Source organism: Neisseria sp. HMSC070F02, from assembly GCF_001814225.1.
Classification (GTDB): domain Bacteria; phylum Pseudomonadota; class Gammaproteobacteria; order Burkholderiales; family Neisseriaceae; genus Neisseria; species Neisseria meningitidis.
In genome coordinates this window covers 22,733-47,296 of record NZ_KV815335.1, presented here as the reverse complement: position 1 = coordinate 47,296, position 24,564 = coordinate 22,733, and the positions used below count along the sequence as shown (strand labels likewise).

18 protein-coding genes and 1 pseudogene are annotated in these 24,564 nt (G+C 54.7%); 11 read left to right on the top strand and 8 right to left on the bottom strand.

The genetic code is table 11. The features are described from left to right. The first annotated feature begins 33 nt into the window (after positions 1-33). A pseudogene (locus tag HMPREF2959_RS00230) lies at positions 34-1,108 on the top strand (NnrS family protein). 45 nt (positions 1,109-1,153) lie between these two features. Here HMPREF2959_RS00230 and HMPREF2959_RS00225 read toward each other — a convergent pair. Further along, a complete protein-coding gene (locus tag HMPREF2959_RS00225; protein WP_002243332.1) occupies positions 1,154-3,343 on the bottom strand; it encodes a primosomal protein N' in 2,190 nt (729 codons plus the stop codon). A gap of 138 nt (positions 3,344-3,481) precedes the next feature. Here HMPREF2959_RS00225 and HMPREF2959_RS00220 point away from each other — a divergent pair, with 138 nt between their 5' ends. After that, the gene (locus tag HMPREF2959_RS00220; protein ID WP_002214390.1) at positions 3,482-4,264 is read left to right on the top strand and encodes a DsbC family protein; all 783 of its coding nucleotides are present in this window, start codon (positions 3,482-3,484) and stop codon (positions 4,262-4,264) included. A gap of 412 nt (positions 4,265-4,676) precedes the next feature. On the opposite strand, the gene HMPREF2959_RS00215 is transcribed toward HMPREF2959_RS00220, so the two are convergent. Then, positions 4,677-6,611 (bottom strand): MacB family efflux pump subunit, encoded by a 1,935-nt coding sequence (locus tag HMPREF2959_RS00215; protein WP_002238832.1) that lies wholly within the window; start codon positions 6,609-6,611, stop codon positions 4,677-4,679. 65 nt (positions 6,612-6,676) lie between these two features. Next, positions 6,677-7,855 (bottom strand): MacA family efflux pump subunit, encoded by a 1,179-nt coding sequence (locus HMPREF2959_RS00210; RefSeq protein ID WP_002243331.1) that lies wholly within the window; start codon positions 7,853-7,855, stop codon positions 6,677-6,679. 225 nt (positions 7,856-8,080) lie between these two features. On the opposite strand from HMPREF2959_RS00210, the gene HMPREF2959_RS00205 reads away from it, so the two are divergent. After that, entirely contained in the window at positions 8,081-8,470 is a 390-nt protein-coding gene (locus tag HMPREF2959_RS00205) for a type IV pilin protein (protein WP_002243330.1), read from the top strand. A gap of 282 nt (positions 8,471-8,752) precedes the next feature. Further along, positions 8,753-9,799 (top strand): alcohol dehydrogenase AdhP, encoded by a 1,047-nt coding sequence (gene adhP, locus HMPREF2959_RS00200; protein WP_162818878.1) that lies wholly within the window; start codon positions 8,753-8,755, stop codon positions 9,797-9,799. A 164-nt stretch (positions 9,800-9,963) separates the two neighbouring features. On the opposite strand, the gene smc is transcribed toward adhP, so the two are convergent. Further along, positions 9,964-13,449 (bottom strand): chromosome segregation protein SMC, encoded by a 3,486-nt coding sequence (smc, locus tag HMPREF2959_RS00195; protein ID WP_002243329.1) that lies wholly within the window; start codon positions 13,447-13,449, stop codon positions 9,964-9,966. A 1-nt stretch (position 13,450) separates the two neighbouring features. Here smc and HMPREF2959_RS12475 point away from each other — a divergent pair, with 1 nt between their 5' ends. The 3 genes from HMPREF2959_RS12475 (at position 13,451) to HMPREF2959_RS00180 (ending at position 16,276) form a co-directional block, all read left to right on the top strand. Beyond that, positions 13,451-13,702, top strand: a complete 252-nt coding sequence (locus tag HMPREF2959_RS12475) for a hypothetical protein (protein WP_009345706.1) — start codon at positions 13,451-13,453, stop codon at positions 13,700-13,702. After that, on the top strand, positions 13,699-14,421 hold the full coding sequence (gene lpxH, locus HMPREF2959_RS00185; protein ID WP_002214398.1) for a UDP-2,3-diacylglucosamine diphosphatase: 723 nt from the start codon (positions 13,699-13,701) through the stop codon (positions 14,419-14,421). The genes HMPREF2959_RS12475 and lpxH overlap by 4 nt, the downstream gene beginning before the upstream one ends. 268 nt (positions 14,422-14,689) lie before the next feature. Continuing rightward, positions 14,690-16,276: an L-lactate permease gene (locus HMPREF2959_RS00180; RefSeq protein WP_002242362.1), complete on the top strand. Its 1,587-nt coding sequence runs from the start codon at positions 14,690-14,692 to the stop codon at positions 16,274-16,276. A 167-nt stretch (positions 16,277-16,443) separates the two neighbouring features. Here the strand turns inward: HMPREF2959_RS00180 and HMPREF2959_RS00175 are convergent, their stop codons facing one another. Continuing rightward, on the bottom strand, positions 16,444-16,647 hold the full coding sequence (locus HMPREF2959_RS00175; RefSeq protein WP_002217851.1) for a zinc-finger domain-containing protein: 204 nt from the start codon (positions 16,645-16,647) through the stop codon (positions 16,444-16,446). A 115-nt stretch (positions 16,648-16,762) separates the two neighbouring features. Between HMPREF2959_RS00175 and HMPREF2959_RS00170 the strand changes: the two genes are divergently transcribed. Both HMPREF2959_RS00170 and HMPREF2959_RS00165 read left to right on the top strand, forming a co-directional pair. Beyond that, a complete protein-coding gene (locus tag HMPREF2959_RS00170; protein ID WP_002217852.1) occupies positions 16,763-17,260 on the top strand; it encodes a DNA-mimic protein DMP19 in 498 nt (165 codons plus the stop codon). Between the two features lie 81 nt (positions 17,261-17,341). Continuing rightward, positions 17,342-18,535, top strand: a complete 1,194-nt coding sequence (locus tag HMPREF2959_RS00165) for an amino acid aminotransferase (RefSeq protein WP_002233603.1) — start codon at positions 17,342-17,344, stop codon at positions 18,533-18,535. 403 nt (positions 18,536-18,938) lie between these two features. Here the strand turns inward: HMPREF2959_RS00165 and hemC are convergent, their stop codons facing one another. Beyond that, a complete protein-coding gene (gene hemC / locus HMPREF2959_RS00160) occupies positions 18,939-19,874 on the bottom strand; it encodes a hydroxymethylbilane synthase (RefSeq protein WP_002235471.1) in 936 nt (311 codons plus the stop codon). A 118-nt stretch (positions 19,875-19,992) separates the two neighbouring features. Between hemC and ybeY the strand changes: the two genes are divergently transcribed. After that, positions 19,993-20,508, top strand: a complete 516-nt coding sequence (ybeY, locus tag HMPREF2959_RS00155) for an rRNA maturation RNase YbeY (protein ID WP_002235470.1) — start codon at positions 19,993-19,995, stop codon at positions 20,506-20,508. Between the two features lies 1 nt (position 20,509). Then, positions 20,510-21,334 (top strand): HlyC/CorC family transporter, encoded by an 825-nt coding sequence (locus HMPREF2959_RS00150; RefSeq protein ID WP_002243328.1) that lies wholly within the window; start codon positions 20,510-20,512, stop codon positions 21,332-21,334. Between the two features lie 142 nt (positions 21,335-21,476). Here HMPREF2959_RS00150 and nhaC read toward each other — a convergent pair whose 3' ends face one another. Together nhaC and HMPREF2959_RS00140 are read right to left on the bottom strand one after the other, a co-directional pair. Continuing rightward, positions 21,477-22,856, bottom strand: a complete 1,380-nt coding sequence (nhaC, locus tag HMPREF2959_RS00145) for a Na+/H+ antiporter NhaC (RefSeq protein WP_002243327.1) — start codon at positions 22,854-22,856, stop codon at positions 21,477-21,479. A 290-nt stretch (positions 22,857-23,146) separates the two neighbouring features. Beyond that, entirely contained in the window at positions 23,147-24,370 is a 1,224-nt protein-coding gene (locus tag HMPREF2959_RS00140) for a sugar MFS transporter (RefSeq protein ID WP_070696203.1), read from the bottom strand. Positions 24,371-24,564: the final 194 nt, after the last annotated feature.

Here is a 24,564-nt window from a genome sequence, read left to right as displayed (position 1 = left end):
TTTTTGCCCGACGGGGTGAAAAATACAGTTGCTATGCGGCCGTTTTTCGTCGGTGCGGCGGTACTTGCCATACTCGGCGCGTTGGTGTTTTTCATCAGCCCCGGTGCCGTCGTCCTGCACCGCCAAATCTTCTTAGAACTCATGCTACCTGCGGCATATGGTGGTTTCCTGACTGCGGCTTTGTTGGACTGGACGGTTTTTTTCGGGTAACCTGAAACCTGTCGCGACTTTGATGGCGGCATTATTGCTCGCCGCATCCGCTATACTGCCCTTTTCGCCGCAAACTGCCTCGTTTTTCGTCGCCTCCTATTGGCTGGTGTTGCTGCTGTTCTGCGCCCGGTTGATTTGGCTGGCCCGCAACACGGATAACTTCGCCCTGCTGATGCTGCTTGCCGCGTTCACCGTTTTTCAGACGGCATACGCGGCAACCGGCGACTTGAACCTGTTGCGCGCGCAAGTGCATTTAAATATGGCTGCGGTGATGTTTGTTTCCATACGTGTGAGTGTTTTGCTGGGCGCGGAAGCCCTTAAAGAATGCCGTCTGAAAGACCCCGTATTCATCCCCAACATCGTCTATAAAAACATCGCCATCACCTTCCTGCTGCTGCACACCGCCGCCGAACTTTGGCTGCCTGCGCAAACCGCCGGTTTTACCGCGCTTGCCGTCGGTTTCATCCTGCTCGCCAAGCTGCGCGAACTGCACCATCACGAACTCCTGCGCAAACACTACGTCCGCACTTATTACCTGCTCCAGCTTTTTGCCGCCGCAGGCTATTTGTGGACAGGTGCGGCGAAACTGCAAAACCTGCCCGCCTCCGCGCCCCTGCACCTGATTACCCTCGGCGACATGATGGGCGGCGTGATGATGGTGTGGCTGACCGCCGGACTGTGGCACAGCGGCTTTACCAAGCTCGACTACCCGAAACTCTGCCGCATCGCCGTCCTCCTGCTCTTTATGGCCGCCGTCTCGCGCACTTTCTTGATGAACGTGAACCCGATATTCTTCATCACCGTTCCTGCGATTCTGACCGCCGCCGTGTTCGTGCTTTACCTGCTGACGTTCGTACCGATTTTTCGGGCGAATGCGTTTACGGGCGACCCTGAATAAAAATGCCGTCTGAAACGGTTTCAGACGGCATCGGATTGCCGATAATCAAGCCTCCTGCGGATCGACATCCACCGACCATCTAATTTTGCCGTCGCGGTTTTGCTGCAACACCTGCACCCACAAACTCACGGCACGGTGCAAATCCTGTCGGGACGGAGATTCGAGGAAAATTTGCGCGCGTTCGCGTTCGGCGAGGCGCACCATCAGCATGGGGGCGGCGCCAAACTGGGAAACGCTTGCGGGCAACAGCGGGGCGAGGGTTTCTTTGGCGGCATTGAGAAATTCCAGCGCATCGGCAACACGCGGCGCGTCCGCGCGGACGGCGGTCTGAAAACCGAAGGGCGGCATGGCGAACATTTGCCGTTCGTTCAATTCGTTTTCGGCAAACACGGCATAATCCTGCGCTTTGACGGCGGCGAAGACGGGATGTTCGGGCAGTTGGGTCTGTATCAACACCTTGCCGGGTTTGTCGGCGCGCCCCGCCCTGCCGGACACCTGCATCAGCTCGGCGAACAGCCTTTCCGGGGCGCGAAAGTCCGCGCTGTACAGGCTGCCGTCAGCGTTCAACACGATAACGAGGTTGAGCCGCGCGAAATCATGCCCTTTGGCGAGCATCTGCGTGCCGACCAAAATGTCGATTTTGTTGTCGGCGATGCGGCGGTACAAATCCGCCCAGTCGTTTTTGTGCGCCGTGCTGTCCCTGTCGACGCGGACAACGGCTGCCTTGGGCAGGAAGGCGCGCAGGGTTTCTTCGACGCGCTGCGTGCCGTGTCCGACGGCGGTCAGGTCTTGGTTGCCGCAGTCGGGGCATTTGAACGGGATGGGTTCGCGGTGGTCGCAGTGGTGGCAGCGCAGTTGGCGGGCGCGTTGGTGCAACACCATTTTGGCGGAGCAGTTCGGGCAGCCGAAGGTATGGCCGCAGTCGCCGCAAAACAGCGCGGGCGCGAAGCCGCGACGGTTGAGGTACACCAGCGACATACCGCCCGCTTCAAAGTTCTGCTTCAAAAGTTGCAAGGCTTGCGGCGAGAAGCCGTTGTCAAGTTTCAGACGGTCTACGTTGAGGATGTCCACTTGCGGCAGTTGCGCGGCGGTATGGGCGCGTTCGGTCAGTTGCAAGAGGCGGTACGCGCCGCTTTGCGCCTTGTGCCAGCTCTCCAAGCTTGGGGTCGCGCTGCCCAACACGACGGGACAGCCGCCCTGCTTCGCACGCCACACCGCCAAATCGCGGGCGTGGTAGCGCAATTCGTTGTCCTGTTTGAACGAGCCGTCGTGTTCCTCATCGACCACAATCAGCCCGACATCATCCATCGGCGTGAACACCGCCAGCCGCGTGCCGATCACCAGCTTCGCCTGCCCCGACATCGCGCGCAGATAATCCTGCGTTCGCCTGCCTGCCGCCATCCGGCTGTGCAACACGGCGGTCGGCACGTCGGCAAAACGGTTTTCCACCCGCTTCAAAAGCTGCGGCGTAAGATTAATTTCGGGCAACAGAAACAACACCTGCCGCCCCTGCGCCAACACTTTCGCCATCGCATCAAAATACACCTCGGTCTTGCCGCTGCCGGTGATGCCGTACAGCAAAAACGGCTGAAATCGTCCCAATGCCGTCTGAATCTCATCGGAAGCCTGCCGCTGGCCGGCGTTCAACACAAATCCGGCGTGCGAAGCCTGCCCGTGGTACGACCTTAAAATGGGCTTCGCCGCTTCCGTCGTTTCGATCCAGCCCTGCTCCGCCCAATCTTCGATTAATTTCGCCGCCTGCGCGTTCACCTGCTTCAACGCCGCCATCGTCATCCCGCCCGACAGCAGCGCGTCCCACAGAGCCGCTTTTTTGTTGAACCGCGCCGGCGGCGGCGTTTGTGCCCTGCCCGCTTCGTTCAGCGCGTAAAACAACGGCGGCTGCGGCATTTCCACCGCGCGCGTTTCCTTCAAACCTTGCGGCAATGCGGCAAATACTGCCTGCCCGGTCGGATAGTGGTAATAACGCGACGTAAACGCCAACAAATCACGCCAGCTTTCGGGCAGCAGCGGCTCGTCCGAAAAGGCCGTCCGAACGCTCAAAATCCGCGCCGTATCCATATCCGGCGCAATATCCGTTTCCCACACCATCCCGACCACGGTTTTATTGCGGAAAGGCACAAGCACCCGCGTTCCCGGAGGAAGCGGATCGGAATGGGAATAAGTCAAAAGGCCGTCTGAAAGCGGCACGTTTACGGCGATGCGGTGGTAGATCATACAGGCAGGCAAATCATTTTTTTGCGTATTTTAACAGGCGGAAGCTATTTTCAGACGATAAATTGAGCCTAGGCGCAATGCAGGCGCAACAGAGATTTGATACAATTCCGCTTTTCCAACACGCGCAATCATCTTTATATGAAAACCAAGTTAATCAAAATCTTGACCCCCTTTACCGTCCTCCCACTGCTGGCTTGCGGGCAAACGCCCGTTTCCAATGCCAACGCCGAACCCGCCGTCAAAGCCGAGTCCGCCGGCAAATCCGTTGCCGCCTCTTTGAAAGCGCGTTTGGAAAAAACCTATTCCGCCCAAGATTTGAAAGTGTTGAGCGTCAGCGAAACACCGGTCAAAGGCATTTACGAAGTCGTCGTCAGCGGCAGGCAGATTATCTACACCGATGCCGAAGGCGGCTATATGTTCGTCGGCGAACTCATCAACATCGACACGCGCAAAAACCTGACCGAAGAACGCGCCGCCGATTTGAACAAAATCGACTTCGCCTCCCTGCCTTTGGACAAAGCCATCAAAGAAGTGCGCGGCAACGGCAAGCTGAAAGTCGCCGTCTTTTCCGACCCCGATTGTCCGTTCTGCAAACGCTTGGAACACGAGTTTGAAAAAATGACCGACGTGACGGTTTACAGCTTTATGATGCCCATTGCCGGCCTGCACCCTGATGCCGCGCGCAAGGCGCAAATCTTATGGTGTCAGCCCGACCGCGCCAAAGCGTGGACGGATTGGATGCGTAAAGGCAAATTCCCGGTCGGCGGCAGCATCTGCGACAATCCCGTCGCGGAAACCACTTCCTTGGGCGAACAATTCGGCTTCAACGGCACGCCGACCCTCGTCTTCCCCAACGGGCGCAGCCAAAGCGGCTACAGCCCGATGCCCCAACTGGAGGAAATCATCCGCAAAAATCAATAATCCATCCGCAAAAAAGGCTTGGAAAATTCCAAGCCTTTTTTGCGGGAAATGCCGCCTGAAAACCAATCCGCCCTGAAAGTTAGCAAGCCAACAAACACATCCTAACCCATTGAATGATTGAAAATAATAAATTGAACAATACGAAGCCCCGCCGCCGTTCCCACGCGGGCGGGAATCTGGAATATTGAGTTACCGTGATTTATCCGAAACAAGCAAAGCCGAACGAACCGAATTCCCGTCTTTACGGGAATGACGGGACTCGAGCGTTGTGTGCAATCATCGAACCCCCGCCGCCGTCATTCCCACGCAAGTGGGAATCTAGAACGTAGAATCTAAGAAACCGTTTTGTCCGATAAGTTTCTGCTCCAAAATGACCGGTCCGGCAGCTTCAAACGGCATCTTTGTGCCAACCTCAATCCTGCGCCAATGCGTCTATCGGATTGAGTTTGGCTGCTTTATTGGCAGGCATAAAGCCGAACGCGATGCCGATTCCGGTCGAGCAGGCGACCGCCCCGATAACGGATGCCGCCGAAATGTCCATCGGGAAGTCGGTTACAAAATGATTGAACACGAGGCTGACGGCGGCGGACAAACCCACGCCGACCAAACCGCCGATGACGCAGATTAACACCGCCTCAATCAAAAACTGCTGCAAAATATTGCCGCGCCGCGCGCCGATTGCCATCCGTATGCCGATTTCTTTGGTGCGCTCGGTAACGGACACCAGCATGATGTTCATCACGCCGATGCCGCCGACTACCAATGAAATCAGGGCGATGGAGGAAATCAGCAGCTTCATCGTACCGGTGGTGCTTTCGACTATCTGCCTGATGCTGTCGCTGTTGTTCATGAAGAAATCTTCCGTGCCGTGCCGCGCTTTGAGCAGATCGGTCAGCCCTTTTTCGGCAACCTGGGTATTGGCATTGTCTTTGATTTTGACGGTGATGGAGTTGGTGTGGCTCTCGCCTGTGATTTGGTGCATCACCGTCGTATAGGGCGACCAAAGCATCAGCACGTCGGAATTGCCGAAAGCGTTTTCGTCTTTTTTCATCACGCCGATGACGGTCAAGGGGCGTTTCCTGAACAAAATGGTTTTACCCAACGGATCCGAGTCCGCAAAGAGTTTGTCTTTGACATTTTGGTCGATGACGACGACCTGCGCGTCTTCTTTCACATCGTTTTCGTCAAACAGCCGCCCCGTTTCCAGCTTCAGTCCGCGCACGTCGAAATATTGTTCGCCCACGCCGTAAAGCGAGGCGGTCAGGTCGGTGTTGCGGTAAGTCAGCGTGCCGCCGCTCGAAGTCATGGGCGTGGCGGAAGCAACGTAGCTTTGTTTGGCGATGATTTTTGCGTCGTCTATGGTCAGGGTTTTAATCCTGCCGCTGCGCCTGTCGCCGAAGCCGCGCCCCGGGAAGATGCTGATGGTGTTCGTCCCTATCGAACTGATGTCTTCAAGGATTTTTTTCTGCGAACCGTTGCCCAATGCGACGACGGAGACAACCGAAGCGATACCGATGATGATGCCGAGCATCGTCAGAAGCGAACGCATTTTGTGCGCCAATACTGCTTGCACCGACATTCTGAAGGCTTCGACAAACTGGTCGTAATAAAACGACCACGAGGCTTTTTCCCGAATCCTCCCGACATTGCTTGCGGGGATTTCGGGATTTTTCGAGGTGTCGGAAATGATTTCGCCGTCCCGAATTTCGATGACGCGGTTGGCATTGGCGGCGATGCCGGGGTCGTGCGTGACCATAATGACGGTATGCCCGGCTTCGTGCAGCTTATGGATGATTTCCATCACGTTTTTGCCGCTGGCGGTATCGAGCGCGCCGGTCGGCTCGTCGGCGAAGATGATTTCTCCGCCGTTCATCAGGGCGCGGGCGATGGAGACGCGCTGCTGCTGTCCGCCCGAGAGTTCGCCGGGCTTGTTGCCCTCTTTGCTTGCCAAACCCAAATCCTGCAAGAGTTTGTCCGCCCGCGCGGAACGCTCTTTGCCGCCCGCGCCCATATAGACGGCTGGCAGCGCGACGTTATCCCTTGCGGTCAGCGAGCTTAAGAGGTTGTAGCGTTGGAAGATGAAACCGAAGCGTTCGCGGCGCAATGCCGCCAGCTCGTCAGGCTGCATTTTGGCAGTTTCGATGCCGTCGATTCGGTACGAACCGGAACCGGCGGTATCCAAACAGCCGAGTATGTTCATCAGCGTGGACTTGCCCGAACCGGACTGCCCGATGATGGCGACAAAATCGCCCTTCTCTATCGACAGGCTGATGTCTTTCAAAATATGGACGCGGTTCTCGCCGCTGCCGAAATAGCGGTTGATGTTTTTACATTCGATCAAGCTCATAATATTCCGTAAATCAATAACAAATGCCGTCTGAAACCGTTTCCGTGTTCAGACGGCATATTCGTTTATCGGCGCGGCGGGCCGCCTAGGGCGCGTTCGCCGCTTTCCTGTTGCTCGGCGGCGGTTATTTCGGAGATGACCACTTTGTCCCCCTCTTTCAACCCGCTTTTTACTTCGGTATTCATACTGTCTCTCATACCGGTCCGGATTTCGCGTTCCGCCGCCTTGCCGTCCGCACCCAACACGCGCACAAACGCCTTGCCGCCGCGATTTTTCACGGTCAGCGACGGAATAATCAGCACATTTTTCACGCCGTCGATTTCAACCGTATTCTGCGTCGTCATCCCCGTGGCGAGTTTGCCGTCCGGATTCGGCACAAACGAACGGGCATAATAGTAGACCGCATTGGAAGCCGTATCCGTACTGCTGTTGTAGCCGCCCGACGACATCGTGGTCAGCCCGGGGTCGACGCTGTCGAGCTTCGCCTTAATCGGCGTATCCGGTTCGGACAAAATCGTAAACGAAATATCCTGCCCCGCCTTCACCTTGGTAATATCGCCCTCGGCAATCTGCATTTTGTTCAACATCATATCCAGATTCGCCAATTGGACAATCGTCGGCGTAGACTGCGCCGCGTTCACAGTCTGCCCCTCTTCCACGAGAATCGCCACCACCGTGCCGTCCATCGTTGCGGTAATGCGCGTGTAGCCCAATTCCGACTCGGCGGTATTGATGGAAATTTTGCTCTGTCTGATTAAAGCCTTCAGCTCGGCAACATTGGCTTTGGCGGCGGCAAACGCATCCTGCGCGCTTTCCAAATCCTCTTTGGAAGTCGCGTTTTCCTTCCATAACGCCGCCTGACGCTTATATTTCTTCTCCGCACTGCCCAATGCAATCTGTGCCGACACCAGCTTCGCCTGATACGTTTCCAACTTGGATTTTTCCGTATTGAGCGTATTGGTCTGCGAGGTCGAATTGATTTCCGCAATCAAATCGCCCTTTTTAACCTGTTGCCCGAGTTTGACATAAAGTTTCTTAATCTGCCCCGATGCCTGTGCGCCGACCGATACCAGGTTGGACGGCGAAATCTCCCCTGTTGCAGAAACCGTCCGGCTGATGTCGCCGCGCCTGACCGTTTCCGTAATATAAGCAGCCTGCGGCTCGGGCTTCAGATAAGACCATCCGCCCCAAACCGCTGCCGCCACGACCGCCGCAACAGCCGCCCATTTCATCATTTTTGCCATGTTTTCAATTCTCTGTATGCGTCAATCCCATAAATCGGAAGCGGATTCTACCGCAAGTCCCTGCCCCATCCAAGGCGGCAAACTGCCGACAATAAAAATAACCATTTGTTTTAAATGGCTTATACAATCTGCTTTCCCGAAAATTTCAATCCGTTTACATATTCCGCCATTTCCGATACGGCGTTATAATGCCGTCGACCGACAAACAAATGGAAACACATTGCTATGAAAAACGTTCAAAAAGGCTTTACGCTGCTCGAGCTGATGATTGCCGTCGCCATCCTCGGCATCCTGACGCTCATCACCTACCCTTCCTATAAAACCTACATCCGGCGCGTCCGCCTGTCGGAAGTCAGGACGACCCTGCTGCACAACGCGCAGACCATGGAACGTTACTACCGCCAAAAAGGGACGTTTAAAACCTACGACAAAAACAAACTGAAACAAAACGAATATTTCGATATCACTTTAAGCGAAGTCAGCCCCGACCATTTTACCCTTAAGGCAACGCCCAATCCCACCACCAACGACGGCGAAACCTGCTTCGTTACGCTCAACGACGGCGGTACCATTGCCGCTTCCGGTACAAACCAATCCTGCCCCGGCTTCGACTAATCCTCCGCCGAAGCCCGCAAACCCGTAAAGATGCCGTCCGGACACAGCTTCAGACGGTATCTTTACGGGTTTGCCGTCCGGTTTTTCAAACTTGAAACCTGCCGCCCCTCATCCGGCAACCGCCCCGATGCCGCGCCTTTCCAAGCTGTTATAGTATAACATATAACCCATATTTTTCAACAACATACCACTTGACCTGTGAGATGCGGAAGCGTATGCTTACCCTTATATCGGACAACATTCCGTTTACAGGTTTTTTTGCCGTAACTAAGGAGCGCAATCATGAAAATGCAGGCAGTTGTTGTGAATAAAAATGTAGCGGGCGATGTGGAAATAGTCGAACGCGAGGTTCGCCCGTTGGAATACGGCGAGGCGTTGGTCGAAGTCGAATATTGCGGCGTGTGCCACACCGACCTGCACGTTGCGGCAGGCGACTACGGCGAAAAACCGGGCCGCGTGCTGGGACACGAGGGCATCGGTTTGGTTAAAGAAGTTGCCGACGGTGTGAAAAATCTGAAAGTCGGCGACCGCGTCAGCATCGCCTGGCTGTTCCAAAGCTGCGGCTCGTGCGAATACTGCAATACCGGCCGCGAAACCCTGTGCCGCTCTGTATTGAACGCGGGCTACACCGCCGACGGCGGTATGGCGACCCACTGCATCGTGAGTGCCGATTACGCGGTCAAAGTCCCTGAAGGTTTGGATCCTGCGCAAGCTTCGAGCATTACTTGTGCCGGCGTGACCACTTATAAAGCCATTAAAGTTTCCGGCGTTCGTCCGGGACAGTGGATTGCCATCTACGGCGCGGGCGGTTTGGGCAACTTGGGGGTCCAATACGCGAAAAAAGTATTCGGCGCGCACGTTGTCGCCATCGACATCAACGACGACAAACTGGCGTTTGCCAAAGAAACCGGCGCGGATTTGGTTGTCAACGCCGCCAAAGAAGACGCTGCCAAAGTGATTCAGGAAAAAACCGGCGGCGCACACGCTGCGGTCGTAACCGCCGTATCTGCTGCCGCATTCAACTCTGCCGTGAATTGCGTCCGCGCAGGCGGACGTGTGGTTGCCATCGGGCTGCCGCCGGAATCGATGGATTTGTCCATCCCGCGTTTGGTTTTGGACGGCATCGAAGTGGTCGGCTCTTTGGTCGGCACGCGCAAAGATTTGGAAGAAGCCTTCCAATTCGGCGCGGAAGGTTTGGTTGTGCCGAAAGTCCAACTGCGTGCTTTGGATGAAGCACCCGCCATTTTCCAAGAAATGCGCGAAGGCAAAATCACCGGTCGTATGGTAATCGATATGAAAAAAGAATGCGGCTGCGGCCACCACCACTGATTTGACGTGGCGATACACATCGAAATGCCGTCTGAACGCTGTTCAGACGGCATTTTTTATGGATTTGGATTTGATTTTAATCTGTTCTGTTTGAAATACCGTCTGAAAACCCGTATCGCAACACGTCATTAAGAACGGCAAGATTCAGCCGTTCTGCAACCCGTTCAAACGGCTTCCGCCATTTCCAACGCCTGCTTGATGTCCACGGCGACGACGCGCGATACGCCTTTTTCCTGCATGGTTACGCCGACCAGCTGCTCTGCCATTTCCATGGTCAGGCGGTTGTGGGAGATGTAGAGAAACTGGGTTTGCGCCGACATTTCTTTGACCAGGTTGCAGAAACGCGAAGTGTTGGCATCGTCTAGCGGAGCGTCGACTTCGTCCAAAAGACAGAACGGAGCGGGGTTGAGGCTGAACAGGGCGAACACGAGGCTCATCGCGGTAAGGGCTTTTTCGCCGCCGGAAAGGAGGTGGATGGTGCTATTTTTCTTGCCGGGCGGGCGCGCCATGATAGACACGCCGGCGGTCAGTAGGTCGTCGCCTATCATTTTGAGGGTGGCTTCGCCGCCGCCGAACAGGGTCGGGAAGAAGGTTTGGACTTTGCCGTTGACGGCGTCGAAGGTTTCTTTGAAACGCGCTTTGGTTTTGTCGTCGATTTGGGCGATGGCTTCTTCCAAAATGGTGATGGCTGCCTGCACGTCTTCGCTTTGGCTGCGGTAGTAGCCGTCGCGTTCGCGCGCTTCTTCGAGTTCTTGCAGGGCGGCGAGGTTGACCGCGCCGAGGGCTTCGATTTGTTGCGAGAGGCTGCCGATGCTGCTGTTCAATACTTTCGGCGATTCTTTCGCCAACGCTTCGAGCGCATCCAAATCGGCGGCGCGTTCGGTCAGGTTTTGATGGTAGCGTTTGGCGTTGATCAGGGCTTCCTGTTGTTGCAACAGGGCGGTTTGGGTGGCTGCCTGAAGCTGTGGCAACTGGGTTTGCAGGGTTTGTACGCGGGCGTATTGTTCCCTGCCCTGCGCCTGAATCTGCGCGAGTTTTTCCTGCACGGCGATGTATTCTTCATCCAAAGTTTGTACGGCTTCGGTCAACTCGTCGAGTTTTATGTGCTGCTCGTCGTTTTGGAACTCGGTTTCATAGGCTAGGGCAAGCTCTTGCTGGCGTTCCTGCCAGTCGAGGGTTTGCTGTTCGAGCTGGGCAATTTGCTGTTGGTAGTTTTGTTTTTGCTGGTTGAGCTTGTGAACGGCGACTTCGGCAAGCCCGTATTGGCGGTTGGCTTCCAACAGGGCAAGCTGCGCCTGTTTCAGACGACCTTGCTGCTCTTGGCGGCTGTGCGCGGTGGTTTGCTGTTGGTGTTCGAGTTCGGCGGCGGCTTCCTGCAAAGTGGCGATGTCGTCTGAAAGCCCGTCGGACGTGTGTTGCAACACGGTTTGCTCTTCTGCCAACTGCGCCAGTTCACGGGCGATGTGTTCGCGGCGGATTTGCCCTTGGTTGGTGCGCGCCAGAAGTTCGGCGGCGCGTTGCTGCGCCTGACTGTATTGGCGCGTGTGCTGCTGTTGTTGCTGCATCAGGTTTTTGTGCTGCACTTCGGACGAGCGCACGGCGGCTTCCGCCTGTTTGAACGCGGCTTCGTCGGCGGAGAGTTCGGGGGCTAGGTTGTCCAGTTCGGATGCGATGCCGTCGAGGTGCGCTTTTTGGGTAATCAGGCTTTCCTGCGCGGGCTTGGCATAGAGCAGGACGCTGACTTTATCGACCTGATGACCTTCGGGCGTGAGCCAGATTTGATGTGCACCCAAATCGTTTTGATGCGCGAGGGCGTAGCTCAAATCGGGCGCGCACAATACGCCGTCGAGCCAGTGGTGCAATGCCGTCTGAAACGGCGGCTGCGCTTGGATTTGGTTCAGCAATGCCTGTACGGGCAGGGATTTTTTGATGCCGCCGGAGAGGCCGTCTGAAAGCCATGCCGCCTGCCCCTGCGGCAAAGGTTCGGGCGGTACGAAGCCGTGCGGCACGGCGCGGGCGTGCAGGCGTTCGGCAAGGATGACGGACAAGGCGTGCTGCCACTCGGCGGGCGCGGTGATGTGTTGCCACAGTTGCGGCGCGGCGGCGTGGTCGCTTGCCTGCCAGAAGTCGGCGGCTTCCTGCTGTTGCGACAGGATTTGCGACAACGCCTGCTGCTGCGCCTGCAAGGTGATGTGTTGCTGCTTCAGGCTTTGGAAGCGGTTTGAGGCCGTCTGAAACGCCTCGCGGGCGGCGTGTAAGGCTTCTTCGGCGGCGATGATTTGTTCTTCGTAATGCTCTTGCCGGTTTTGCAACAGGGCGGCGGCTTCCTGCGCGGCGGCGGTTTCGGCTTCGTCGGGCAGGTTCAGGGCTTGGTTTTCCTGTTTCAGACGGCCTTTGCGCTCTTCGTGCTTGGCAACGGTTTGTTCGGCATGGGCAAGCTGCTGCTGCTTCAACGCCAGTTCTCGGCGGATGCGGTTTGCCTCGTCCTGCTGGGTTTGGAAGGCGGCATTGAGCGTGGCTTGGGCCTCTTCCAATTCGGGCAGACGCTCTTCGTGTTCGGCAACCTGCATCGCCCATTCCGCCAATTCGGTTTGCTTTTCTTCGACCTGCGACTCGTTTTCTTCCAGCTGCACGCGGATTTGCTGCTGCTCCTGATGGATGCGCTGCAACTGCGCCTGCGCCGCCTGCTTGTCGCGTTCAATGCGTTGGTGCAGGTTTTGCCGGTGGCGGATTTGCTCTTCCAAACGGGCTATCTGCTCGCGCAACACGCCGCGTTTGTTGCCCAATTCGTGCACCGCCTGCTGCTGCGACTGTTCGGCGGTCTGCAAGGCATGTACTTCGTCGTTTAACGCCTGAACCTGCGCGGCGGTTTCGTCCTGCTGCGCCTGCAAAGACTGATGCTGCGCGGTCGCTTTGTCGGCGGCGGCAAGCGATTGCTGCCATTGGGCGTAATCGAGCAAATCCTGTTGTTGGTTCAACTGCGCGGTCAGGGATTTGTAGCGTTCGGCGGTTTCCGCCTGTTTCTCCAGCTTTTCCACCTGACGCGCCAACTCGTTCTGCAAATCGCCCAAACGCTGCAAATGCTCGCGCGTGTCTTTCAGACGGCCTTCCGTCTCCTTGCGGCGTTCCTTATATTTGGACACACCTGCCGCCTCCTCGATATAGGCGCGCAATTCCTCCGGCCGCGCTTCGATGATGCGCGAAATCATCCCCTGCTCGATAACGGCATAACCGCGCGCGCCCACGCCCGTACCCAAAAATAAATCGGTAATGTCGCGGCGGCGCACGGTCTGATTGTTGATGAAATAAGTCGATTCGCCCTGACGCGTCAGCTGCCGCTTGATGCTCACCTCGGCATACTGCCCCCACGCCCCCTGCAAACTGTGGTCGCTGTTGTCAAATACCAGCTCCACCGAAGCCCTCGGCGCAGGACGGCGCGTCGCCGCACCGTTAAAAATCACGTCCTGCATACTCTCGCCGCGAAGCTGCTTCGCCGAAGCCTCACCCAACACCCAGCGCACCGCGTCAATCACATTCGACTTGCCGCAGCCGTTCGGCCCGATAACCGCGACAAGCTGCCCCGGCACATGAATCGTGGTCGGGTCGGTAAAAGATTTGAAGCCGGAGAGTTTGATATGGGTCAGGCGCATAATGGTCGGAAAAAATAAAAAAGAAGCGTATTTTAACGGAAATCCCGCCGCACCACCCCATATCTTGCCGGCAAAACCTTACCGCATCCCGCACCCTCGATGCCGTCTGAAGCCTTCAGACGGCATTTTTAACGCGCCCGAACCCCGATTCCGCCAACGCCCGATGCTTGGCGCGGCATTTGCCGTATTGCCCCGCCGCCGGGCGCGTTATAATCCGCCACGACATCCGCCCGATTTGGAAACCTGCCTATGAAACCCGCCTATTTCATCTCCGACCTGCATTTGAGCGAAAAGCACCCCGAACTGACCGCGCTGCTGCTGCGTTTTTTACGTTCTTCCGCCGCCGGGCAGGCGCGGGCGATTTATATTTTGGGCGATTTGTTTGATTTTTGGGTGGGCGATGACGAAGTTTCCGAGTTGAATACTTCGGTTGCGCGGGAAATCAGGAAATTGTCCGACAAAGGCGTTGCCGTGTTCTTCGTCAGGGGCAACCGCGACTTCCTGATCGGTCAGGATTTTTGCCGGCAGGCGGGTATGACGCTGCTGCCGGATTACTCGGTTTTGGACTTGTTCGGCTGCAAAACCCTCATCTGCCACGGAGACACATTATGCACCGACGACAAGGCATACCAACGTTTCCGCAAAATCGTGCATCGGAAGCGGCTGCAAAAACTGTTCCTGATGCTGCCCCTAAAGTGGCGCACGCGCCTTGCCGCCAAAATCAGGCGTGTCAGCAAAATGGAAAAACAGGTCAAGCCCGCCGATATTATGGATGTCAATGCCGCCTTTACCGCGCGGCAGGTTCGCGCCTTTAACGCGGAAAGGCTGATACACGGACACACCCACCGCGAGCATATCCATCACGAAAACGGCTTTACCCGCATCGTTTTGGGCGACTGGCATAACGACTATGCTTCAATCCTCCGCGTAGACGGGGACGGCGCGGTATTCGTGCCGCTGGAAAAATACTGAAAATGCCGTCTGAAGCCTTTCGGGCGGCTTTTTTTACACGCCCCTTTCCCACACTCCCTCCGCCGCATCATCACCATCCTTAACCCGCATTAATAGCCATTATCGATAAAATGCTTGACCGATTACATAAGATTACGTAAAGTGTGCAAACGCATAACAATTGGTCTTACCAATTTATCTTTTAACCAAAATATCGGGTGTACGGGATTTGAACGTCTTTCCAAACCTCGACGCGCCTTATGATGCAAATGCCTAAAAAGGATTCGTTATGGCACTTTTCCTCAGCATATTCCCCATCGTCCTGCTGATTTGGCTGATGGTGAAAAAAAACAGTATGCCCTCCTACGTCGCGCTGCCGATTACCGCAGTGCTGATTTACGCCATCAAACTTTTCTACTTCGACGATGCGGGCATGCTGCTCAACGCCACCGCCGCTTCCGGCCTCGTCAAAACGCTCACGCCGATTACCGTGATTTTCGGCGCGATTATGTTCAACCGTATGATGGAAACCACGGGCTGCATCGATGTCATCCGCAAATGGCTGGCGACCATCAGCCCCAACCCCATAGCGCAACTGATGATTATCGGCTGGGCTTTTGCCTTTATGATTGAAGGCGCATCCGGCTTCGGCACGCCTGCCGCGATTGCCGCGCCGATTCTGATGAGCTTGGGCTTCAACCCGTTGAAAGTGGCGATTTTCACTTTGGTGATGAACTCCGTCCCCGTCTCTTTCGGCGCGGTCGGTACGCCGACCTGGTTCGGTTTCGCACCGCTGAACCTGAGTGCCGAAGACATCCTCGCCATCGGCAGGCAGACCGGCGTAATGCACTTCTTCGCAGGTTTCGTCATCCCCGTCATCGGCTTGGGCTTCATCGTACCTTGGTCTGAAATCCGCAAAAACTTGGGCTTCGTCGCCATTGCCGTCTTCTCCTGCACCATTCCTTATGTCGCATTGGCGATGGTCAACGAAGAATTCCCGTCGCTCGTCGCCGGCGCAATCGGCCTGATGGTGTCCGTATTCGCCGCCAACCAAGGCTGGGGCTTGAGCAAAGACCACGCCAAAGACCCGAATGCCGAAAAAGTGCCGTTCGCCCAAGTCGCCAAAGCACTCGCCCCTTTGGGTATGCTGATCGGCATGCTGGTGGTTACGCGCATCAAACAGCTCGGCATCAAAGGCATTTTGACCAGCAAAGAAGAATGGTTCAGCTTCCAACTGCCGTTTGATTTGTCCAAAATCACCGTCAGCGACTCCCTGACGATTACCTTCGGCAATATTTTCGGACAAGATGTCAGCGCGTCTTACCAAACGCTGTACGTCCCGGCTTGGATTCCGTTTGTGCTGACCGTTTGGATTTGCATCCTGCTGTATAAAACCAAATTCAAAGATGCCTGGACGATTTATTCCGTAACTTTCAATCAAACCAAAAAACCGCTGCTTGCCCTGATGGGCGCGCTGATTATGGTTCAGCTGATGCTGGTCGGCGGCGACAATTCGATGGTGAAAATCATCGGTAAGGAATTTGCCGCAATGGCGGGCGAACACTGGGTTTATTTCTCGCCGTATCTGGGCGCGATCGGTGCGTTCTTCTCCGGCTCCAACACCGTGTCCAACCTGACCTTCGGACCGATTCAGCAGCAAATCGCCTTGGATACCGGCCTGTCCGTTACCCTGATTCTGGCGTTGCAGTCCGTCGGCGGCGCGATGGGCAATATGGTGTGCCTCAACAACATCATCGCCGTATGTACCGTATTGGATGTGAAAAATTCCGAAGGTGCGATTATCAAGAAAACCGTTATCCCGATGGCGATTTACGGCGTGATTGCCGTCGTCGCGGCAATGATTTTCTTCCTCTAGGCGAAACGCCACCATCCATAGCGGCAGCACGCGGGGAACGGAAACCGCCGTTCCCCGTCCGGGCGGCGCATCGGGCAGAATCTCGGTGCCGGAACAGCCCGCCCCGCCAAACAAATGCCGTCTGAAACCGGAAAAGGCTTCAGACGGCATTTTTCCGCCGCTTGCGTTCAGGCGTAATGATGATGCGGCATCTTGCCGTCAAGGCGGTAGCGCGTGCCGCAGTACGGGCAGGCAACGCTGCCCGATTCTCCTTCGCACAAAGGCAAAAACACTCTCGGATGCCCGTTCCACTGCTCGTTGTCGGGTCCCGAGCAATACAGCGGCAGATTTTCCGGCAACACGGAAATTTCCTGCAGATTCAGATTGTCCATTTGATTTTCCTTTGCGTGGTTGGCGTGCGCCCATTTTACGCCATCGGCAGGCTAAAGGATATTTTCGGCGCAAAGCCGCAATCCGCTATAATCCCCACTTTTCAGACGGCATACCATGACTGCGCTTACCCTTCCGGAAGACATCCGCCAACAAGAGCCATCCGCCCTGCTCTATACCCTCGTTTCCGCCTACCTCGAACACACCGCCCAAACCGGCGACGAATCCCTCTCCTGCCTGTCCGACGACCAGCACACGCTGACCGCATTCTGCTACCTCGACAGCCAAGTCGAAGAAGGCGGCTTCGTGCAACTCATCGCCTCCGGTTACGGCGAATATATTTTCCGCAACCCGCTTGCCGACAGCCTGCGCCGCTGGAAAATCAAAGCCGTGCCGAAAGTCTTGGACAAAGCCAAAGCCCTCTACGAACAACACGGCAAAACCATCGAAACGCTCGCCGACGGAGGCGCAGACATCGAATCCCTGCGCAAACAGTTCCCCGACTTTGAAGAATGGGACGGCGCATACTACGAAGCCGCCGAACAAGACCTGCCCCTGCTTGCAGAACACATACAGTCAAACTGGGAAACCTTCGCCCATATCGGGCAGGCGTGATTGCGTCTGTTTCCAGCCCGTGTAAAACAGCGTAAAATCGGCAAACCCGAATGACCTTCCGTCCCCATCAAGGAGCAAGCTATGTTCTTCAAGCACATCGAAGCCGCCCCCGCCGATCCGATTCTCGGTTTGGGCGAAGCGTTCAAAGCCGAAACCCGCCCCGAAAAAGTCAACCTCGGCATCGGCGTTTATAAAGACGCATCCGGCGCGACACCCCTCGTCAAAGCCGTCAAAGAAGCCGAAAAACGCCTGTTGGAAAGCGAAACCACCAAAAACTACCTCACCATCGACGGCGTTGCCGACTACAACGCGCAAACCCAAATCCTGCTGTTCGGCAAAGACCACGAAATCATCGCCAGCCGTCGCGCCAAAACAGCGCAAAGCCTCGGCGGTACGGGCGCATTGCGTATTGCGGCCGAGTTTGCCAAACGCCAGTTGAACGCGCAAACCATCTGGATTTCCAATCCGACTTGGCCCAACCACAACGCCATCGCCAAAGCGGTCGGTATCCAAGACAAACCTTATCGTTACTATGATGCCGCCAAACACGGTTTGGATTGGGACGGCATGATTGAGGACTTGAGCCAAGCGCAAAAAGGCGACATCGTCCTGCTGCACGGCTGCTGCCACAATCCTACCGGCATCGACCCTACGCCCGAACAATGGGAAACTTTGGCAAAACTTTCTGCCGAAAAAGGCTGGTTGCCGCTGTTTGACTTTGCCTACCAAGGCTTCGGCAATGGTTTGGAAGAAGATGCCTACGGCTTGCGCGTGTTCTTGAAACACAATACAGAATTGCTGATTGCCAGCTCTTATTCCAAAAACTTCGGTATGTACAACGAGCGCGTCGGCGCGTTCACTTTGGTGGCCGAAGATGAAGAAACAGCAGCCCGCGCCCACAGCCAAGTCAAAACCATCATCCGTACCTTGTATTCCAACCCGGCTTCACACGGTGCGAACACCATTGCGCTGGTGTTGAAAAATGATGATTTGAAAGCACAATGGATTGCCGAACTCGATGAAATGCGCGGCCGCATCAAAGCCATGCGCCAAAAATTTGTCGGGTTGCTCAAAGCCAAAGGTGCAAGCCAAAACTTTGATTTCATTATCAAACAAAACGGTATGTTCTCTTTCAGCGGCTTGACTCCCGAACAAGTCGACCGCCTGAAAAACGAGTTTGCCATTTATGCCGTCCGCTCCGGCCGCATCAACGTCGCCGGCATTACCGACGACAACATCGATTATCTGTGCGAAAGCATCGTGAAAGTCTTGTAAAACAAAAGCGCATACGAAATGCCGTCTGAACCTTAACCAGTTCAGACGGCATCTGTTTTTTGTTAAAAAACAATAAACCATAACAATTTCAAACAAGCTAAAAAACATCTATAAAATCAACCCAATATGATGAACTCAAATAAAAAATACGAATATCATCATTCTCAAATTCAAAATTTGAACGCCACAGTATTATCCGAAGCCACAAAAACCTTTCCGCCGTCATTCCCGCGCAGGCGGGAATCCGGGAACCCAATGCTGCAAGAATTGATTAGAAACAACTGAAACCGAGCAAACTGGATTCCCGCCTGCGCGGGAATGACGAAATAAGGCGAGTAAAACTGATGAAACAAATTGATTAAAAACAATAACTTATATTATTTTATTTAAATTTTCGATAAAATCAATTTTCCGTATTCAATACTGCTCCAATCAATTCCCGCGCACCGTCGTCCGCCAATTTCTTAGCGACAGCGCGTCCGAGCGCGTCGGCATATTCGGCAGGGGCTTGCGCGTCCGCCTGCAACACAACCGAACCGTCGGGGTGTCCGACCAGTCCGCGCAAGGTCAGCAAGCCGTTTTCTTCCGTGCAATATGCGGCCAGCGGCACTTGGCAGCTTCCGCCCAAAGCGCGCGCCAAAGCTCGTTCGGCCGTAACGCAGGCGTGTGTGGTATCGTGGTTTAGCGGTTTTAAAACCTCATACAAATCTTCGCGGTGCGCGGCAATTTCGATACCCAATGCGCCTTGTCCGGCGGCAGGCAGGCTGTCGGATTCCGACAAAATCATGCGGATGCGTCCGTCCAATTTCAGACGCTGCAAACCGGCGGCAGCCAAGATAATTGCGTCGTATTCGCCGTTATCGAGTTTGGACAAACGGGTTTGCACATTGCCGCGCAAAGGTTTGATAAGCAAATGCGGATAGCGCGCACGCAACTGGGCTTCGCGGCGCAGGCTGGATGTGCCGACAACCGCGCCTTCGGGCATTTCTTCCAAACGCGTGTATTGGTTGGACACAAATGCGTCAAACGGATTGGCGCGTTCGCCGATGGCCGCAAGCGCGAAACCTTCAGGCAAATCCATCGGTACGTCTTTAATCGAATGCACCGCCAAATCGGCGCGCCCGTCATATAAAGCCTGTTCCAACTCTTTGACAAACAAGCCTTTACCGCCGACTTTTGACAAAGTTTTGTCCAAAATCTGATCGCCGCGCGTGGTCATGCCCAAAATCTCGACTTCGCAATCGGGATACAGAGCCTTCAGACGGCCTTGGATATGCTTTGCCTGCCACATAGCAAGCAGGCTTTCGCGGCTGGCGATGACGAGTTTTTTCGGGTTCATGTTCAATGCGTTCAAAGAATGGAAACGGCGTGAAGTCTATCATATTTTGAACGTTTCTTCAGACGGCACCGTCAGGTCTATGTTATATTTACACCCACAAAACACGAAACCCGCCACAATGAAACGCACCAAAAAATACCCTTTCTTAACGTTGCAGCGGCAACGTTTCCATTTGAACTTTGAAAACGCCTCTTCCGCCGCCGGCATCCCAGCCGAACGCGATTTCTACCGCTGGGCGTGGTCTGCCTTGAAAAATGAATACCGCCGCGCCGACATCAGCCTGATTCTTTTGGACGAAGAAGAAGCCCGCGACTACAACCGCGACTACCGGGGCAAAGATTACGCCACCAATGTCTTGAGTTTCGCGCTCAACGAAGGCGAAACCCTGCCCTGCCAAGTTTCGGAAAAACTGTACGGCGATTTGATTATCTGCCCGCAAGTGGTTTTGAAAGAAGCCGCCGAACAAGGCAAAACACCCGAGCAGCATTTTGCCCACCTGACCATACACGGTACTTTACACCTGATGGGCTACGACCACATCGAAGACGACGAAGCCGAAATAATGGAAGCCGAAGAAATCCGCCTGATGCGGGCGGCAGGCTTCCCCAACCCCTACCAAGAGGACGGACATTAAAATGGACGGCGCACAACCGAAAACAAATTTTTTTGAACGCCTGATTGCCCGACTCGCCCGCGAACCCGATTCCGCCGAAGACGTATTAAACCTGCTTCGGCAGGCGCACGAGCAGGAAGTATTTGATGCGGATACGCTTTTAAGGTTGGAAAAAGTCCTCGATTTTTCCGATTTGGAAGTGCGCGACGCGATGATTACGCGCAGCCGTATGAACGTTTTAAAAGAAAACGACAGCATCGAGCGCATCACCGCCTACGTTATCGATACCGCCCATTCGCGCTTCCCCGTCATCGGCGAAGACAAAGACGAAGTTTTGGGCATTTTGCACGCCAAAGACCTGCTCAAATATATGTTTAACCCCGAGCAGTTCCACCTCAAATCCATTCTCCGCCCCGCCGTCTTCGTCCCCGAAGGCAAATCGCTGACCGCCCTTTTAAAAGAGTTCCGCGAACAGCGCAACCATATGGCGATCGTCATCGACGAATACGGCGGCACATCCGGTTTGGTCACCTTTGAAGACATCATCGAGCAAATCGTCGGCGAAATCGAAGACGAATTTGACGAAGACGATAGCGCCGACAATATCCACGCCGTTTCTTCAGAACGCTGGCGCATCCACGCGGCTACCGAAATCGAAGACATCAACACCTTCTTCGGTACGGAATACAGCAGCGAAGAAGCCGACACCATCGGCGGCTTGGTCATTCAAGAGTTAGGGCATCTGCCCGTACGCGGCGAAAAAGTCATCATCGGCAGCCTGCAATTTACCGTCGCACGCGCCGACAACCGCCGCCTGCATACGCTGATGGCGACCCACGTGAAGTAAGCAGAGCCTGCCCGCACCGCCGTTTCTGCACAGTTTAGGATGACGGTACGGACGTTTTCTGTTTCAATCCGCCCCATCCGCCAAACATAAAAATGCCGTCTGAAACCGGAAAACAGGTTCAGACGGCATTTCGCTTATCCGCTTATTTTTTGCTCAAAGTCAGCCCCGTCCAACCGAATAACAGGGTCAAAGCCAAACTCAAATAGCAGAAAAAGGCATACGGCAGATATTCCCAAACCGGCACGCCCAGCGCGTGGCTGATGAACACGCCGCATACGCTCCACGGTACGAGCGGGTTAATCACCGTCCCCGCATCTTCCAGCGTCCGCGACAGATTGCGCGAATGCAGACCGAGCTTATCGTAAACGGGTTTGAACGTTTCACCCGACAACAAAATACTCAAATATTGCTCGCCGATCAGGAAATTAACCCCGACCGAAGTCATGGCAACGCTGAATGTGGCACGTCCGGCATTCGTCAAAAAGCTGCGGACGGCATCCAGCAGGGAAGGAATCGCGCCCAGCGCAAACAGCAGCCCGCCCAAACTCATCCCGAGAATCACGATGGTTTGCGTGAAAAACATACTTTCCAAGCCGCCGCGCGAAATGAGTTTGGCGATGTCTTTAAACGCTTCGCCTTCGAGTTTGTAGCCGCCGTAAAACCACGCGCCGAGCTGACGCAGATCGGGCGTGCTGTGCAGATACGTTACGGCAACGGCGGCAATGACGGTAAAGAGCATGGCGACCACGGCATTGACGCGCATCAATGCCAAAACGACCAACAGTGCAAACGGAATCAGCGAATAGCCGTGCACCAATCCCGTGGCTTCAAGCTGGCTGCGGAAGGATTCGACGCTGTTCAAATCCTGCGCGGCGACACTGGGAAGAAGCCACAGCATCAGTGCCGCACTGATGAGCCACGCGGGAATGGTGGTGTACATCATATTTTTGATGTGCTCAAACAGGTCGATGCCGACGATGGACGCGGAAATGCCCGTGGTGTCGGAAAGCGGGGACATTTTGTCGCCGAAAAACGCACCGGAAACAATCGCGCCCGCCGTCATCGCCATATCGGCATGAAACGCCGCCGCCATCCCCATAAAGGCAACGCCGACGGTGGCGCAGGTGGTCAGGCTGCTGCCGATGGATACGCCGATGACGGAACACAGCGCGAAAGCGGAAAAATAAAAATAAGTCGGGGAAATCAGCCCGAAACCGTAATACATCAGCGTCGGAATCGCACCGCTCATCATCAGCGCGCTGACCATCAGCCCGATGAAGAAAAACAGGTAAATCGCGCCCATACCCTGATTCAACGCGCCTATCATGCCCTGCTGCATATCGTTGTATTTCAAACCGCGCGCCAAGCCGTACAAAATCAGCACGACGATGGCGGCAATAATGGACATATGCGGCAGCCACTCCAATGAAATGATGGTATAGCCCATCGCGGCAATCAGAGCGACGACGACGGCAAGTGCCTCACCGCGCGGCATATCGAGTAAGGATTTGAAAGCGAACATGATTCTTTGCCCGATTTGATATAAAGTTAACGGATTCTAACACACTATACCGAATCCGCCCGACGTTTTCAGACGGCATTTTAGCGTTTTACAAAAGCCGGACAGAAACAAAACGGCAATTTTCTCAATTTAAATTAATTTTTTTGAAATATAATTTTTTATTTTTTTGTTTGTTGACATATAAGACTTTTATGGATTGAAGTATTAAAACCTCGGCACACACGCCGCAAACACCGGTACGCAAAAATGCCGTCTGAAAGATGTTCAGACGACATTTCTCAAGAAAAAGATTATTTGTCCGCCCTATATCCGTACACCGCAAAAAACACGATATACAGATAACAGATGACGGAAACGACAAACGAAGACATCAGGGTGTAAGTATCTGCCACCCAGCCCTGCACGACAGGAACGACCGCACCGCCGACAATCGCGGTACACAGTACACCGGAAGCCGCGTTGGTAAATTTTCCCAATCCTTTGGTTGCCAAAGAGAAAATCGTCGGGAACATAATCGAGTTGAAAAAACCGATGGCAAGCAGCGACCACATCGCCACATCCGCATTGCCGCTACCCGTCGCCATCGCGACGGCAAGCAGTACGACCGCAGCCGATGCGTTAAACGCCAAATAACGGTTGGGCGCGAATTTCGCCATCACCGCCGAACCGAGGAAACGTCCGACCATCGCGCCGCCCCAATAGAACGACAGGTAATGCGCGGCAGAAGCATGATCCAGCCCTTTCAGATAACCCAATACGTTGACCATCAACGAACCGATAGACACCTCCGCGCCGACATAGCAGAAAATGCCTGCCGTACCGAACACGAGATGTTTGTATTGCCATACGCTGGTTTTGCCGTCGTGGTTGTGCGCGCTTTCCTCGGCGGCAATTTTGCGCGCGTCGGGCAGCCAGATCATTTTCACGAAAACGGCAAGGATAATCAGCAGCCCCGCCAGTCCCAAATAGGGAATCTGTACGGAAGAAATCTGTTCCGCCTTGCTGACGGTTTGGGTTGCGTCCGCCAGAATCAGGAACGCGCCGATTTGCGGCGCAATGGTCGTACCCAAAGCGTTAAACGCCTGAACCAGCGTCAGTGTTGCCGATTCCTTGCCGGGTTTCGCCAGCAGGGTAACATAAGGATTACCGGCGACCTGAAGCAGCGTTACGCCGGAAGCCAAAATAAACAACGCGCCCAAAAATACCGCGTAAGAATGGCTACCCGCAGCAGGATAAAACAGCAGGCATCCGACCGCCGTCAGCAGAAAGCCGCCGATAACGCCGTTTTTGTAGCCGACTTTGCCGACAAAAGCCCCCATCGGGATGGACATCACCGCATAGGCGGTAAAGAAACAGAATTGGATCAGCATCGCCTGAACGTAAGACAGGTCGAAAATTTCTTTCAAATGAGGGATAAGGATGTCGTTCATGCAGGTAATAAAACCCATCATGAAGAACAGCGTGGTCAAGACGACCAATGGGGACGTATGATTGTTTTGTGATTGCGCAGACATGATTTGCCTTTCGTGGTGTCGGAATATTACCCGTTTCAAGAAAATAGAAATTGACATTTCTTAACGGCAATGCAAATCATACTGATATTTGAACATTTTGCAAACTTTATCGGATGCAGGCAATGCGCCGATCTGAAATTCAAGCAGCAGAAATTAATATTTTACAGTTGCTTGCATAGATTTTAATAGATTTT